Source organism: Caulobacter sp. 602-2, assembly GCF_011043625.1.
Taxonomy (GTDB): Bacteria; Pseudomonadota; Alphaproteobacteria; order Caulobacterales; family Caulobacteraceae; genus Caulobacter.
This window is the reverse complement of sequence record NZ_JAAKGT010000001.1, coordinates 662,457-675,293: the sequence shown is the minus strand read 5'-3', so window position 1 is coordinate 675,293 and position 12,837 is coordinate 662,457. Positions and strand designations below refer to the sequence as shown.

At 68.8% G+C, this 12,837-nt stretch carries 12 protein-coding genes; 6 read left to right on the top strand and 6 right to left on the bottom strand.

All coding sequences use genetic code 11. From position 1 onward, the window contains the following. Positions 1-251: 251 nt before the first annotated feature. The 3 genes from clpX to G5B46_RS03005 all read left to right on the top strand — a co-directional run bounded on the left by clpX (position 252) and on the right by G5B46_RS03005 (position 4,329). Entirely contained in the window at positions 252-1,514 is a 1,263-nt protein-coding gene (gene clpX / locus G5B46_RS03015; protein WP_165255910.1) for an ATP-dependent protease ATP-binding subunit ClpX, read from the top strand. A gap of 319 nt (positions 1,515-1,833) precedes the next feature. Further along, entirely contained in the window at positions 1,834-3,672 is a 1,839-nt protein-coding gene (aspS, locus tag G5B46_RS03010; RefSeq protein ID WP_165255908.1) for an aspartate--tRNA ligase, read from the top strand. Positions 3,673-3,780: 108 nt separating this feature from the next. Then, on the top strand, positions 3,781-4,329 hold the full coding sequence (locus G5B46_RS03005) for a hypothetical protein (RefSeq protein WP_165255907.1): 549 nt from the start codon (positions 3,781-3,783) through the stop codon (positions 4,327-4,329). Between the two features lie 9 nt (positions 4,330-4,338). Here G5B46_RS03005 and G5B46_RS03000 read toward each other — a convergent pair whose 3' ends face one another. Together G5B46_RS03000 and G5B46_RS02995 are read right to left on the bottom strand one after the other, a co-directional pair. Beyond that, positions 4,339-4,836: a pentapeptide repeat-containing protein gene (locus G5B46_RS03000; RefSeq protein WP_165255906.1), complete on the bottom strand. Its 498-nt coding sequence runs from the start codon at positions 4,834-4,836 to the stop codon at positions 4,339-4,341. A 79-nt stretch (positions 4,837-4,915) separates the two neighbouring features. After that, positions 4,916-7,645 (bottom strand): ribonucleotide reductase, encoded by a 2,730-nt coding sequence (locus G5B46_RS02995; RefSeq protein ID WP_165255905.1) that lies wholly within the window; start codon positions 7,643-7,645, stop codon positions 4,916-4,918. A 223-nt stretch (positions 7,646-7,868) separates the two neighbouring features. Here G5B46_RS02995 and G5B46_RS02990 point away from each other — a divergent pair, with 223 nt between their 5' ends. Further along, the gene (locus G5B46_RS02990) at positions 7,869-8,264 is read left to right on the top strand and encodes an NADH:ubiquinone oxidoreductase subunit NDUFA12 (RefSeq protein ID WP_165255904.1); all 396 of its coding nucleotides are present in this window, start codon (positions 7,869-7,871) and stop codon (positions 8,262-8,264) included. 1 nt (position 8,265) lies between these two features. Continuing rightward, positions 8,266-8,925 (top strand): DUF2155 domain-containing protein, encoded by a 660-nt coding sequence (locus G5B46_RS02985; RefSeq protein ID WP_165255902.1) that lies wholly within the window; start codon positions 8,266-8,268, stop codon positions 8,923-8,925. Here the strand turns inward: G5B46_RS02985 and aat are convergent. The 4 genes from aat to G5B46_RS02965 all read right to left on the bottom strand — a co-directional run bounded on the left by aat (position 8,862) and on the right by G5B46_RS02965 (position 11,928). Continuing rightward, positions 8,862-9,515 carry a leucyl/phenylalanyl-tRNA--protein transferase gene (gene aat / locus G5B46_RS02980; RefSeq protein WP_240903293.1) on the bottom strand — a complete coding sequence of 218 codons (654 nt, stop codon included), beginning with the start codon at positions 9,513-9,515 and terminating at the stop codon, positions 8,862-8,864. The two genes, G5B46_RS02985 and aat, sit on opposite strands and share 64 nt — an antisense overlap. A 67-nt stretch (positions 9,516-9,582) precedes the next feature. After that, positions 9,583-10,926: an acetyl-CoA carboxylase biotin carboxylase subunit gene (gene accC, locus G5B46_RS02975; RefSeq protein ID WP_101715890.1), complete on the bottom strand. Its 1,344-nt coding sequence runs from the start codon at positions 10,924-10,926 to the stop codon at positions 9,583-9,585. Positions 10,927-10,933: 7 nt separating this feature from the next. After that, positions 10,934-11,446, bottom strand: a complete 513-nt coding sequence (accB, locus tag G5B46_RS02970; RefSeq protein WP_165255900.1) for an acetyl-CoA carboxylase biotin carboxyl carrier protein — start codon at positions 11,444-11,446, stop codon at positions 10,934-10,936. A 38-nt stretch (positions 11,447-11,484) separates the two neighbouring features. Continuing rightward, the gene (locus G5B46_RS02965) at positions 11,485-11,928 is read right to left on the bottom strand and encodes a type II 3-dehydroquinate dehydratase (protein ID WP_058346515.1); all 444 of its coding nucleotides are present in this window, start codon (positions 11,926-11,928) and stop codon (positions 11,485-11,487) included. Between the two features lie 78 nt (positions 11,929-12,006). Between G5B46_RS02965 and thiS the strand changes: the two genes are divergently transcribed. Further along, positions 12,007-12,207 carry a sulfur carrier protein ThiS gene (gene thiS, locus G5B46_RS02960; RefSeq protein ID WP_165255898.1) on the top strand — a complete coding sequence of 67 codons (201 nt, stop codon included), beginning with the start codon at positions 12,007-12,009 and terminating at the stop codon, positions 12,205-12,207. The last annotated feature ends 630 nt before the right edge of the window (positions 12,208-12,837 follow it).

Here is a 12,837-nt window from a genome sequence, read left to right as displayed (position 1 = left end):
CCGCAGCCCACCGATCGCTTGCTTTGGCCTACAGTCGTCCCATCTAGGGATGGAATCCCATGGTCAGAACCGAAACATCCACGAACTTGGCGCCGGAAACGGGCTCCAAGGCTTGTGCCGCGCGTTCGGATCGGGGAATGTCAAGGATTAGACAACTCCCGTTGGGTATCCTGTTGCTTCGGTGGCGGGATACGCGTTGGGAGTCGGCGGTAGCGGCTTTCGCCGTATCCGCCCTAGCGTGAGAAGCGACCATGACGAAAGCCGCCAGCGGCGACGCCAAGAGCACCCTGTACTGTTCTTTCTGCGGAAAGAGCCAACATGAAGTGCGCAAGCTCATCGCCGGACCCACCGTGTTCATCTGCGATGAATGCGTCGAGCTTTGCATGGATATCATCCGTGAAGAGCACAAGATCGCCTTCGTGAAGTCCAAGGACGGCGTTCCGACGCCGCGCGAGATCTGCGAAGTCCTGGACGACTACGTGATCGGTCAAGGTCACGCCAAGAAGGTGCTCGCGGTCGCGGTGCACAACCACTACAAGCGCCTGAACCACGCCTCGAAGAACAACGACGTGGAACTGGCCAAGTCGAACATCCTGCTGGTCGGTCCGACCGGTACGGGTAAGACCCTGCTGGCCCAGACGCTGGCCCGAATCATCGACGTGCCGTTCACGATGGCCGACGCCACCACCCTGACCGAAGCCGGTTACGTGGGCGAAGACGTCGAGAACATCGTGCTCAAGCTGCTGCAAGCCGCCGACTACAACGTCGAGCGCGCCCAGCGCGGCATCGTCTACATCGACGAAATCGACAAGATCAGCCGCAAGTCCGACAACCCGTCGATCACCCGCGACGTGTCGGGCGAAGGCGTGCAGCAGGCTCTGCTGAAGATCATGGAAGGCACCGTCGCCTCCGTGCCGCCGCAAGGCGGGCGCAAGCATCCGCAGCAGGAGTTCCTGCAGGTCGACACGACGAACATCCTGTTCATCTGCGGCGGCGCCTTCGCGGGCCTCGAGCGCATCATCTCGGCCCGCGGCGCGGCCAAGTCGATCGGCTTCGGCGCCAAGGTCGCCGATCCGGAAGACCGTCGCACCGGCGAGATCCTGCGCGGCGTCGAGCCCGACGACCTGCAGCGCTTCGGCCTGATCCCGGAATTCATCGGCCGTCTGCCGGTGATCGCCACCCTGGAAGACCTCGACGAGGCCGCCCTGGTGAAGATCCTGACCGAGCCGAAGAACGCCTTCGTCAAGCAGTACCAGCGCCTGTTCGAGATGGAGAACATCGGCCTGACCTTCACCGAGGACGCCCTGCACCAGGTCGCCAAGAAGGCCATCGCCCGCAAGACCGGCGCCCGCGGCCTGCGCTCGATCATGGAAGGCATCCTGCTGGAGACCATGTTCGAACTGCCCAACTACGAGGGCGTCGAGGAAGTGGTGGTCAACGCCGAGGTCGTGGAAGGCCGGGCCCAGCCGCTGCTGATCTACGCGGAAAAGAAGGGCGGCGCCGCCTCGGCCTAAAGCCGGCGACGCTTCGCTGAAAACAGAACGGCGGGTCCCCACGGACCCGCCGTTTTTGTTTGCGATCCAGATCCTCCTCCTCTGGGGGGAGGTGGCCCAGGGGCCGGAGGGGGGGGGCAGCACCGGAGGGGCAGCACGGCCCCGAAGCCAACAGTCCTCCCCCCGCACTCAACTCCCCCTCCAGGAGGAGCGTCTCCAAGGCAACCTCCTCCGAACCGCCAGGCGGTCCAATCCTGCCGGCCGGCTCAGAATCCTTGACATAAACGCCCCCGCATGCGCCTTTCCGCGCCTTACAAATCAACGCGTTCCGAAGCCTTTCATGACCACGATGCACGCCTATCGCACCCATAACTGCGGCGCTCTTCGGGCCAGCGACACCAACGCCAATGTGCGTCTGTCGGGCTGGATCCACCGCAAGCGCGACCATGGCGGCCTGGTCTTCATCGACCTGCGCGACCACTACGGCCTGACCCAGCTCGTCTTGCACCCGGAAACCCCGGGCTTCGCCATCGTCGAGCGCCTGCGCGCCGAGAGCGTGATCCGCGTCGACGGCGTGGTCATCGCCCGTGACGCCGCCGTGGTGAACGCCAACCTGCCGACCGGCGAGATCGAGATCCGCGTCACCGACGTCGAGGTGCTGTCGACCGCCGACGAGCTGCCGCTGCCGGTCTTCGGCGAGCCGGACTATCCGGAAGAGATCCGCCTCAAGCACCGCTATCTCGACCTGCGCCGCGAGACCCTGCACAAGAACATCGTGCTGCGTTCGCGCGTGATCCAGTCGATCCGCAACCGCATGTTCGCGCAGGGCTTCAACGAGTTCCAGACGCCGATCCTGACGGCGTCGTCGCCGGAAGGCGCGCGCGACTTCCTGGTGCCCTCGCGTCTGCACCCGGAGAAGTTCTACGCCCTGCCGCAGGCGCCCCAGCAGTTCAAGCAGCTGCTGATGGTCTCGGGCTTCGACCGCTACTTCCAGATCGCTCCGTGCTTCCGTGACGAAGACCTGCGTGCCGACCGTTCGCTGGAGTTCTACCAGCTCGACGTCGAGATGAGCTTCGTGACGCAAGAAGACGTGTTCGCCGCTATCGAGCCGGTGATGCACGGCATCTTCGAAGAGTTCGGCTCGGGCAAGCCCGTCTCGCCGATCAGCGAGACCCACACCTTCACCAACGATTTTGGCGCGACGCTCGAGCACAAGGGCTTCGAGCGCCTGACCTACGCCCAGTCGATGGCCTGGTACGGCAGCGACAAGCCCGACCTGCGCAACCCGATCAAGATGGCCGACGTCTCCGAGCACTTCCGCGACGGCGGCTTTGGCCTGTTCGCCAAGATCCTCGGCGCCGACGCCAAGAACGCCATCTGGGCCATCCCGGCCCCGACCGGCGGCTCGCGCGCCTTCTGCGACCGCATGAACAGCTGGGCCCAGGGCGAAGGCCAGCCGGGTCTCGGCTACGTGTTCTGGTCGGAAGACCAGGGCGGCTGGGGCGGCCCGATCGCCAAGAACCTGGGTGAGCCGACCCAGGCCCTGATGGAGAGCCTGGGCCTGGGCGCCGGCGACGCGGCCTTCTTCGTGGCCGGCGATCCGGCCGTGTTCGCCAAGTTCGCTGGCCTGGCCCGCACCCGCGTCGGTACCGAGCTGAAGCTGGTCGCCGAAGAGCAGTTCAAGTTCTGCTGGATCGTCGACTTCCCGATGTTCGAGTGGAACGAGGACGAGAAGCGCGTCGACTTCTCGCACAACCCGTTCTCGATGCCGCAGGGCGGCCTGGAGGCCCTGGAAGGCCAGGATCCCCTGACCATCCGCGCCTTCCAGTACGACATCGTCTGCAACGGCTACGAGCTGTGCTCGGGCGCGATCCGGAACCACAAGCCCGAGATCATGCTGAAGGCCTTCGAGATCGCCGGCTACGGCCCCGAAGTGGTCGAGGAGCAGTTCGGCGGCATGCTGAACGCCTTCCGCTTCGGCGCCCCGCCGCACGGTGGTCTGGCCCCCGGCATCGACCGCATCGTCATGCTGCTGGCCGAGCAGGTCGCCATCCGCGAGGTCATCGCCTTCCCGCTGAACCAGCAGGGCCAGGACCTGCTGATGAACGCGCCGGCCAACGTCCTCGACAAGCAGCTCAAGGAACTGCACATCCGCACGGCTCCGCCTATCAAGGTCTAAGGATCCGGCGGCAAGCGCCTGAAAGACAAAGCCCTCCGGCCGTTCGGCTCGGAGGGCTTTTTCGTGCTATGGTGCCGCTGTCGGGGGTGCGCCCTGGGAGGGTTCCCGATGTTCAGGACCGCGCTTGCCCTTTGCCTCTGCCTGTCGGCCGCGACGGGCGTCCATGCCGCTTCCCCGCCGACCATGGCGGACCAGAAGGCCATCGACAGCGCCATGTCGGCCGCGCCGCCGGCGCTGGCCAAGGATGCGGCGATCATGACCTTCGCTGCCGACGGCTCGATGCGCCACCTGCGCGACGGGACCAACGGCTACACCTGCATGCCCGACATTCCGACGACGCCGGGCGTCGACCCGATGTGCGCCGACGCCAACGCCATGGAATGGGCGATGGCCATGTTCGCTCGCAAGCCCCCGCCGGAAGGCAAGCCGGGCTTCATCTACATGCTGATGGGCGGCTCGGATCCCGGCAACATGGATCCCTATGCGCAAAAGCCGATGGACGGCCATGACTGGGTCACCACGGGCCCGCACGTCATGGTCGTCGGCGCGCCGGGCATGCTGGCCGGCTATCCGGGCGGCGCGCGTCCGGACACGTCCAAGCCCTACGTCATGTTCCCCGATACGCCCTACGCGCACCTGATGCTGCCGGTGCGCTGAGCCTTCGGATCAGCGGCAGCGCGGGATCGACAGGCCGCGCGGCAGGGTCGTCGACGGATCGCCGCAGGCGCGGTTCAGCTGGGCCTGGGTCAGGCCGGTCGCGCGGTCCAGTTCGGCGCCCGAGAAGTTGACGCCCGACAGGTTGGCCTGCGCAAAGCTCGCGCCCTCGAGATAGGCGCCGACGAAGGTGGCGTTGGTCAGGTCGGCCCTGGCGAAGCTGGCGCCGCCGAACACGCCGCCATAGGCGTTGACGTCGCGCAGGTCGCCGCCGGTGAACCGCGTGCGGCCCATCACCGCCAGCGACAGGTCCGACTGCCGCAGGCGGGCGCCGGAAAGGTTCTTGGCCCGCAGGGTCAGGCCCGACAGGTCGGCCTGGAAGAGGTTGCAGCGGGGGCAGTCGGCGCCGCGGCGGACGCTGGCGATCTGGCCGGCGTTCTGCGCCAGGGCGGGACCGGCCAGAGCCAGAGTCGACAGCACGGCGGCGGCGAGAAGGGCCAGCGGTTTCATTTCGGCACGCGTCCTTGACGGTGGAAAGGGCGGGATACGGGACTTGCCGTCGTCACAGCAAGTCCCGCGCCGGAGAGGCTCAGCCGCGCGGCGAGGGCCGTTCGGCCTGGCCGTTGCAGCTCTCGCAGACCACCAGGCCGCCCTTGCGGCTCAGCGCGACGTCGCCGCAGGCCGGGCAGATGTCGGCCTGGTCGGCGGGCGCGTTGGCCTTGGCCGCGTCGTCCTTGCGCCGGCCGAAGGCGGCGAACACCAGGTTGTCGGGCGTGGCGCCGCGCGAGAAGCCCTTGGAGATGAACTTCGAGGCCGGCAGGGGCGTCGGCTCCTCGGCCTCGTCCTCGACGTCCGCCGACTTGCCGCGGCCCAGGCCGTCGGCGTTGAATTCCTGCGGATCGCCGTTGGCCAGGTCGTCGCGGCCCAGGTACGAGACCCCGAGTTCGCGGAAGATGTAGTCGAGGATCGACGTCGCCGACTTGATCGAGTCGTTGCCCGTCACCGGACCGGCCGGCTCGAACTTGGTGAAGACATAGGCGTCGACGAACTCGTCCAGCGGCACGCCGTACTGCAGGCCGATCGAGATCGCGATGGCGAAGTTGTTCATCAACGACCGAAAGGCGGCGCCTTCCTTGTGCATGTCGATGAAGATCTCGCCGACCTCGCCGTCTTCGTACTCGCCGGTGTGCAGATAGACCTTGTGGCCGCCGACGGCCGCCTTCTGGATGTAGCCCTTACGGCGATCGGGCAGCTTGCGCCGCTCGCGCTGGCGCTCGACCACCTTCTCGACGACGCGTTCGGTGACGATCGGTTCGGGCGGCCTGGTGCGCGGCGCCTCGGCCGGGGCTTCGGGCAGGTCGAGGGTGAAATCGGCGGGCGCAGGCGCGCGCGACAGCTTCAGGGCGCGCACGCCCGCACGAGCGGCCGAGGCCTGCAGTCGCAGCAGGTCGGCCGGGCGGGCGTCGAACGGGGCGACCAGCGCCAGCGGCCAGGGCGCGCAGGCGAAGGCTTCCACGGCCGCGGTGAAGGCGATGCGATCGGCCTGGCCCGGCGCCTCGAAGGCGCGCAGCAGGTCCTGGGTCGGGCTTTCCAGCGCGGGGCTGTCGAACAGCCGGCCGCTCCCGACGGCGTGGCGCTGCGCCTCGAGGACGGCTTCGGGCGCGAAGCCGGCGAAGGCCAGGGTGTCGAAGGCCGGATCGGCCAGCGCGTCGCGCGAGGCGCCCAGCACGTCGCCGATGAAGTCGGACCCGACGACCGCCGGGGAGAAGGCGGCGCGCAGGTCGCCGACGGTGCGCAGCGCGGCCTCGGCCAGGCCGATCTCGTGGCTGGTGAAGCCGACGGCGGCCAGGGCGCGATGATCGACGCCAGGGGCGTCCTCCAGCGAACCAGCGCCCAGGGCATGAACGCGCACGGCGTCCAGATCGACGCCCGCCGCGCGCAGGGCGGCCTGGGCGCTGGCGGAAAGCTGGGGCACGGCGACGCCGTCGCTGGTCTCCGAAGGCAGGACCAGTCGCCAGCCGCTGTCGAGGCCGGGGGGCGCGCCGAGGCGCAGGGCGGTTTCGGTGTCCTCGAACGGCGCGACGAGGGCGGCGCTACGCAGGCCGTGGCTTTGGGCCCCGGCGAGGGCTGTCCGCAGGGCCTCAGCCGCGTCGGCGGCGAGCGGCGTGTTCAGGGCGGTTGCGGCCTCGGCGCGCTGGGCGATGCCGGCCAGGATGCGATCGGCCTCGCTGGAGAAGGCTTCGGCGGCTCCGAGCGCTTGGGCCAGGTGCGACGAGGCGGTCAGCGCTTCGCCGGCGGCCAGCGCCCAAAGGGCTGCGGCGGCGTCTCGCCCAGCGCCGGTCGCAGGCGAAAGGTTCTGGGCCAGCAGCCAGTCGCCGACGCCGGCCAGGGTCAGGGCCGCGGCCCCCGACTGCGGGCGATCGAGCTCCAGGGCCACGGCCCACAGGCGCACGGCGTGCCGGAAGCCGGCCAGGTCGAAGCCGTCGTCGCCGAGGAAGGCGGCGGCGTTGACGGCCGCGCGCGCCTGGGCGCCGGCCGCCAGATGGTCGGCGTCGACGGGCGACAGGGCCAGGGTGACGCCTCCGGTCTCCCAGCTGGCGCGGGCGGCGAGGGCGGCGAACTCGTCGCCGGCCGCCACGTCGGCCGGTTCGGCCACGGCGAGGAGAGGCGGGATCGTCGCGACGTCGGCCGTGAAGGTGGAGAAGCCGGGCGCTCCGGCGCTGGCCACGGCGTCGGCGATGCTGGCGTCGCTGGCCCCGGCCGCGCGGGCCTTCTGGACGGCCCTGGCCAGGGCGACGTTGCGGGCGGGATCCGAGCAGGCCCGGGCGTCGCCTTCGCAGCGCAGGACGGCGTCGGACACGGCCGTCAGGGCGGCTTCCAGGCGGGCGGCGGCCTCGCGGGCCAGGCGATCGGCGCGGGCTCGGCCCACGTGTTCGGCCGCGGCGGCGCGGAATTCGATGGCGGAAACGTGCAGCGGCGCGGGCAGGGCGGGCGCAGGAGCGGCGGGCGCGGCGAGGCCCGCGATCATGCCGTCGACGAGATCGGCGGCGAAGGATCGCGCGTCCTGTTCCGACGTGAAAAGGCCTGCAGCGCGACCCGCCTGGGCCAGGCGCCCGGCGTAGCGCTCAAGGGCGCCGTCGAGGACGGATTCCGGATCGGCGACGCCAGGCGCGGCCGTGTCGGCCCAGTCCAGCCAGGCCTCGACGCGGGCGTCGGGCCAGCCCAGCGGAGCCAGGGTCTCGACGATACGGTCGGGCCGTTCGATCTCGCGCAGGTCGATTTCCGGCGCGCGGCCGGCGAAGAGTCGTTCAAAGCGCATGGGCCGATTCCGCGGCGGGTGCTTCGTCATGGTGTCAACCCTAAACCGTGGGTCGGTAACCATCAATAGATGTTGGGCCTGCATGCAATGCTGTCCACAACATCTTGAAGGAGCCATCGGCGACGCCTTGGCTGGACGATGAGGGCTCGGCGACCTATAGTCCGCCCGCTTCGCGCCGCGCTCTTTCGGTCGCGAAGGCCTTTGCTAGATTGGGTGCCGCGCAGTGCTGAAAGCGATCTTCACGTGGTGGAACGGGGTGACCATCGGTCAGCGTTTCCACATCTCCCGCCGGGGCGTGTTCGTTGGTCAAGACGAGTTCGGCAACCGCTACTTCGAAGCGCGCGACAACAAGGACAGCTACGACGACCGCAAGCGTCGCTGGGTGATCTACAACGGTTACGCCGAAGCCTCGAAGGTTCCGCCGGACTGGAGCGGCTGGCTGCACTACACCTTCGACGAGCTGCCGACCCAGGCGCCGCTGAAGCGTCGCGCGTGGGAAAAGGACCACCTGCCGAACCTGACCGGCACGGTCCATGCCTGGCGTCCGAAGGGCGCCATCGGCCGCGGCGGCGAGCGTGCCGTCGCCACCAGCGACTACCAGTCCTGGTCGCCGGAATAAGATGAGCCTCAAGCGGCGCAGCCTGCAGGGCGCGGCGATCCTGGTCGCCGCGGTTCCGTTCGCCGTCGGCGCCGCCTGGGCGCTGCAGGCCGCTCCGCAGCAGGCGCGGCCCGTGCAGCAGGCTCCGGCCGCCGCGACGCCGCCTTCGGCCCAGCCGGCGCTGGTCGCTCCGACGCCCAAGCCTGTTCAGCAGCCGGCGCCGTCCAACGCCGCCCCGCCGCCCGAGCCGGCCCCGCCGCCGGCGGCCGATCCGGTTCCCGCCAAGCCGGTCGCCACCGCGCCCGCCAAGCCGGCCGAGCCCGCCAAGCGCGGTCGCTATGGCGTGGCCATCATCCAGGCGCTGGACAAGGTCACCACCGAGACGATGCGGTTCGAGGTCCCGGTGGGCCAGCCGATCCGCTACAAGACGCTGGTCTTCACCGCCCGCGCCTGCGAGGTCACGGCGGCGGACGAACTGGCGCCCGACCAGATCGCCTATCTGACCATCGACACCCAGCCCAAGGCCCTGCCGGGACGCGCCGCGCCGGCCGGCCGGCAGGTGTTCAAGGGATGGATGTACGCCAGCTCGCCGGGCCTGAACCCGCTGGAGCACCCGGTCTATGACGCCTGGCTGATCGCCTGCAAGACGTCGGCCCCGGTCGCGGCCGGCCCCAGCAAGTAGAAGTCGGCTTCGGCCGTCAGGGCCTTGGCCAGCCGGCGCTTGTAGTCGGCGCGCGAGATCTCGACCGTGCCGAACTGCGCCAGGTGATCGGTGATGAACTGGGTGTCGAGCAGCCTGTAGCCGCCGACGTTCAGTCGCCCGACCAGATGCACCAGCGCCACCTTGCTGGCGTCGCGGGCGGTCGAGAACATGCTCTCGCCGAAGAAGGCCGCGCCCAGCGAGACCCCGTAGAGGCCGCCCACCAGTTCGCCGCCTTGCCAGCACTCGACGCTGTGAGCGCGGCCGGCGGCGTAGAGCATGCCGTACATCTTCTGGATCGGGGCGTTGATCCAGGTCTCGAGACGACCCGGGCGGGACGAGGCGCAGGCCTCGACCACGGCGTCGAAGGCGGTGTCGACACGCACCTCGAAGGGCTCGCCGCGCACGGTGCGCGCCAGGCGCCTTGGGATGTGCATCGCATCCAGCGGAAGCACGCCGCGCCATTGCGGATCGATGAGGAAGAGGCGTTCGTCATGGCGCGCATCGGCCATGGGGAAGACGCCGCGTTCGTAGCAGGCGACGAGATCGTCGAGGCCGAAGGCGTCGTCCATGCGAGTCAGTGGGTTCCGATCGTCTCGATCGGCCCCGGAAGGATCCGGGGCCGACCAAGATAAGGCCTTAGCCCTGCGACTTGATCCAGCGTTCCAGCCAGTGGATGTCGTAATCGCCGGCCAGGATATCGGGCTGAACCAGGAGGTCCTGGAACAGCGGGATCGTGGTCTCGACGCCGCCGACGACCATTTCGCCAAGGCAGCGCTTGAGGCGCGCGATGCATTCGGCGCGGTCGCGGCCGTGCACGATCAGCTTGCCGATCAGGCTGTCGTAGTAGGGCGGGATCGCATAGCCGGTGTAGATCGCCGAATCCAGGCGCACGCCCAGGCCGCCCGGCGCGTGGAAGTCCGTCACCGTGCCCGGCGAGGGCGTGAAGGTGCGAGCGTTCTCGGCGTTGATGCGGCATTCGATGGCGTGGCCTTCGAACACGACGTCTTCCTGGGTGAACGACAGCGGCAGGCCCGCGGCGATGCGGATCTGCTCGCGCACCAGGTCGATGCCGGTGATGGCTTCGGTGACCGGGTGCTCCACCTGCAGGCGGGTGTTCATCTCGATGAAGAAGAACTCGTCGTTCTCCCACAGGAACTCGATGGTGCCGACGCCGAGATAGCCGATGGCCTTGACCGCATCGACGACGATCTTGCCGATCTTGGCGCGACCTTCGGCCGAAAGGGCGGGCGAGGGGGCTTCTTCCAGCACCTTCTGGTGGCGGCGCTGCAGCGAGCAGTCGCGTTCGCCCAGGTGGACCACGTTGCCGTGGCTGTCGGCGATGACCTGCAGCTCGATGTGGCGCGGCTTCTGGAGGTAGCGCTCCATGTAGACCGTGTCGTCGCCGAAGGCGGCGCGGGCTTCGGCGCGGGCGGTCGCAACCGCTTCGGCCAGGTCCTCACGGGTCTGGGCGACCTTCATGCCGCGACCGCCGCCGCCGGCGGCGGCCTTGATCAGCACCGGGAAGCCGATCTGGTCGGCGGCCGCGAAGGCCTCTTCCTCGGTCGACACGCCGCCGTCAGAGCCCGGAACGACCGGAATGCCGGCGTCCTTCACGGCCTGCTTGGCGGTGATCTTGTCGCCCATCATCCGGATGTGCTCGGGCTTGGGACCGATGAAGGTGAAGCCGTGCGCACCGACGATCTCGGCGAAGCGGGCGTTCTCCGACAGGAAGCCGTAGCCCGGGTGGATGCCCTGGGCGCCCGTGATCTCGGCCGCGGCGATGATCGACGGGATGTTGAGGTAGCTCTTGGCCGCCGGGGCGGGGCCGATGCACACGCTCTCGTCGGCCAGGCGCACCCACATCGAGTTGCGGTCGGCCTCGGAATGGACCGCCACCGTGGCGATGCCCATTTCCTTGCAGGCGCGGTGAACCCGGAGCGCGATCTCGCCCCGGTTCGCGATGAGGATCTTGTCGAACATGGCGCGCTTACTCGATGACGACGAGCGGCTCGCCGAACTCGACGGGCTGGGCGTCGGCGACCAGGATCTCGACGACCTTGCCGGCCTTCGGCGCGGCGATCGGGTTCATGGTCTTCATGGCTTCGACGATCAGCAGGGTCTGGCCGGCCGAGACGGTGTCGCCCACCTTGATGAAGGCGTCGGCGCCGGGCTGCGGCGAGAGGTAGGCGGTGCCGACCATCGGCGACTTCACGGCGTCGCCGCGAACGGCGGCCGGGGCCGGAGCAGCGGCGGCTTCGGCGGCGGGCGCGGCGACCGGGGCCGGAGCGGCGACCGGGGCGGCGATGGCGGCCGGGGCGGCCTGGACGTAGGCGGCCGGGGCGACGGTCACTTCACGGGCGACGCGGATCTTCAGGCCGATATGCTCGACCTCGATCTCGGTCAGGCCGGTGTCCTTCAGGATGTCGGCCAGCTTGCGGACCAGGCGGGCGTCGATCGACGGGGTTTCGGCCGTCTCGGCGGGGGCCTTCGGATTAGACATTGAAGCTTACCTTATCAGTTGGGGCCGGGGCGCGGACGTCAGTCGACGCTGATCAGTCCGGCGGCGGCCTCGATGGCCAGTTCATAGCTCGCAGCGCCGAAGCCGGAGACCAGGCCGGTCGCCGCGAGCGAAACGAAGGTGTGGCGGCGGAACTCCTCCCGCGCCGCAGGGTTCGACAGGTGACACTCGATGACCGGGATATTCAAGGTCTTCAAGGCGTCGAGGAGGGCGATGGAGGTATGTCCATAACCCGCCGGATTGATCACGAGCGCGCTGGCCTCGGTGCGGGCTTCCTGCACCCAGTCGATCAGCACGCCTTCGTGATTGCTCTGCCGGAACACGACGGAAAGCCCCCTGGCCGCGGCCCGCGCCTCACAGCGCACGCGCACGTCATCCAGGGTGTCCTTGCCGTAGATCTCGGGCTCCCGCGTTCCCAACAGGTTGAGATTGGGCCCGCTCAGCACATGGATCGGTTTGACCATTCGGCTCCGCCGTCGATTCCGGAGGTCTTGTATAGCCGGTTCCGCCGCGTCACAAGCAGGGCTCGCTTCGGAGGTGAGATGAGACTTCTACTGAACGGCGAAGACCGCCAATTCGACGGCGTCGCCAGCATCGCGGACCTGGTGGCCGCCCTGGGCCTGGACGCGCGCAAGGTGGCGGTCGAACGCAACCTCGAGATCGCGCCGCGCTCGCTGTACGCCGACACGGCGCTGGCCGAGGGGGATCGGATCGAGATCGTGACGTTCATCGGCGGCGGGTGACCCCCTCCGGTCCTCCGGACCACCTCCCCCAGAGGGGGAGGATCTAGTCAGCAAGATGCTCCCCCTCTGGGGGAGCTGTCGGCAAAGCCGACTGAGGGGGTCTTCACGCGCGGCTTCTCGGCCTCTCGTGGAAACCACGGAAGTTGATGGAGAGGGCGCGGGGCGTCCGGGCTTCGCCCGGATGTGTTTGTTTCAAGTACCGTTTCGACGAAGCTGGAACGCCCCGCGCGATCGTTTGTCCTCAGGCCGGGGCGCGCAGGCCTCTTCCGCCTTTTGCCCCTTCCCCATGCAGTGCGCCCCGTTTCTTGGCGGCCAGGCGTGCATGGCGGCGCGGACCCTTGGACGGGCGGAAGCCTAGTCAGGCAAGCTCCCGATGGATGGGTTTACGTCCCCCATCCTCATTTAAGCCTTCAGGCCCGGCTCACGCCGCTCCTTCAGCCCCGCTCGATCGCATCCACGTCGCACGCTTCGGGCCGGATCCTTGCGCCCTCTCCCTGCGACGGGACCAGATGATTATGCGGGCGTTCTGAGCCCGTCTGATCCAGCACCGCGAGAAAGTTGCAAGCGATTGAGTTCGTGGAACTCTTTTCGACGAACGCCGGGGATGGACGAGGCTCTATCCCCTTCGCG

What these genes read in the sequence shown, in the direction of transcription:
- aat (WP_240903293.1), bottom strand. Translation starts at nt 9,515, where the DNA reads ATGGACGACGCCTTCGGCCTCGACGATCTCGTCGCCTGCTACGAACGC.
- G5B46_RS03000 (WP_165255906.1), bottom strand. Translation starts at nt 4,836, where the DNA reads ATGAAACCGCTGGCCCTTCTCGCCGCCGCCGTGCTGTCGACTCTGGCT.
- aspS (WP_165255908.1), top strand. Translation starts at nt 1,834, where the DNA reads ATGACCACGATGCACGCCTATCGCACCCATAACTGCGGCGCTCTTCGG.
- accC (WP_101715890.1), bottom strand. Translation starts at nt 10,926, where the DNA reads ATGTTCGACAAGATCCTCATCGCGAACCGGGGCGAGATCGCGCTCCGG.
- G5B46_RS03005 (WP_165255907.1), top strand. Translation starts at nt 3,781, where the DNA reads ATGTTCAGGACCGCGCTTGCCCTTTGCCTCTGCCTGTCGGCCGCGACG.
- G5B46_RS02995 (WP_165255905.1), bottom strand. Translation starts at nt 7,645, where the DNA reads ATGCGCTTTGAACGACTCTTCGCCGGCCGCGCGCCGGAAATCGACCTG.
- accB (WP_165255900.1), bottom strand. Translation starts at nt 11,446, where the DNA reads ATGTCTAATCCGAAGGCCCCCGCCGAGACGGCCGAAACCCCGTCGATC.
- G5B46_RS02985 (WP_165255902.1), top strand. Translation starts at nt 8,266, where the DNA reads ATGAGCCTCAAGCGGCGCAGCCTGCAGGGCGCGGCGATCCTGGTCGCC.
- clpX (WP_165255910.1), top strand. Translation starts at nt 252, where the DNA reads ATGACGAAAGCCGCCAGCGGCGACGCCAAGAGCACCCTGTACTGTTCT.
- thiS (WP_165255898.1), top strand. Translation starts at nt 12,007, where the DNA reads ATGAGACTTCTACTGAACGGCGAAGACCGCCAATTCGACGGCGTCGCC.
- G5B46_RS02965 (WP_058346515.1), bottom strand. Translation starts at nt 11,928, where the DNA reads ATGGTCAAACCGATCCATGTGCTGAGCGGGCCCAATCTCAACCTGTTG.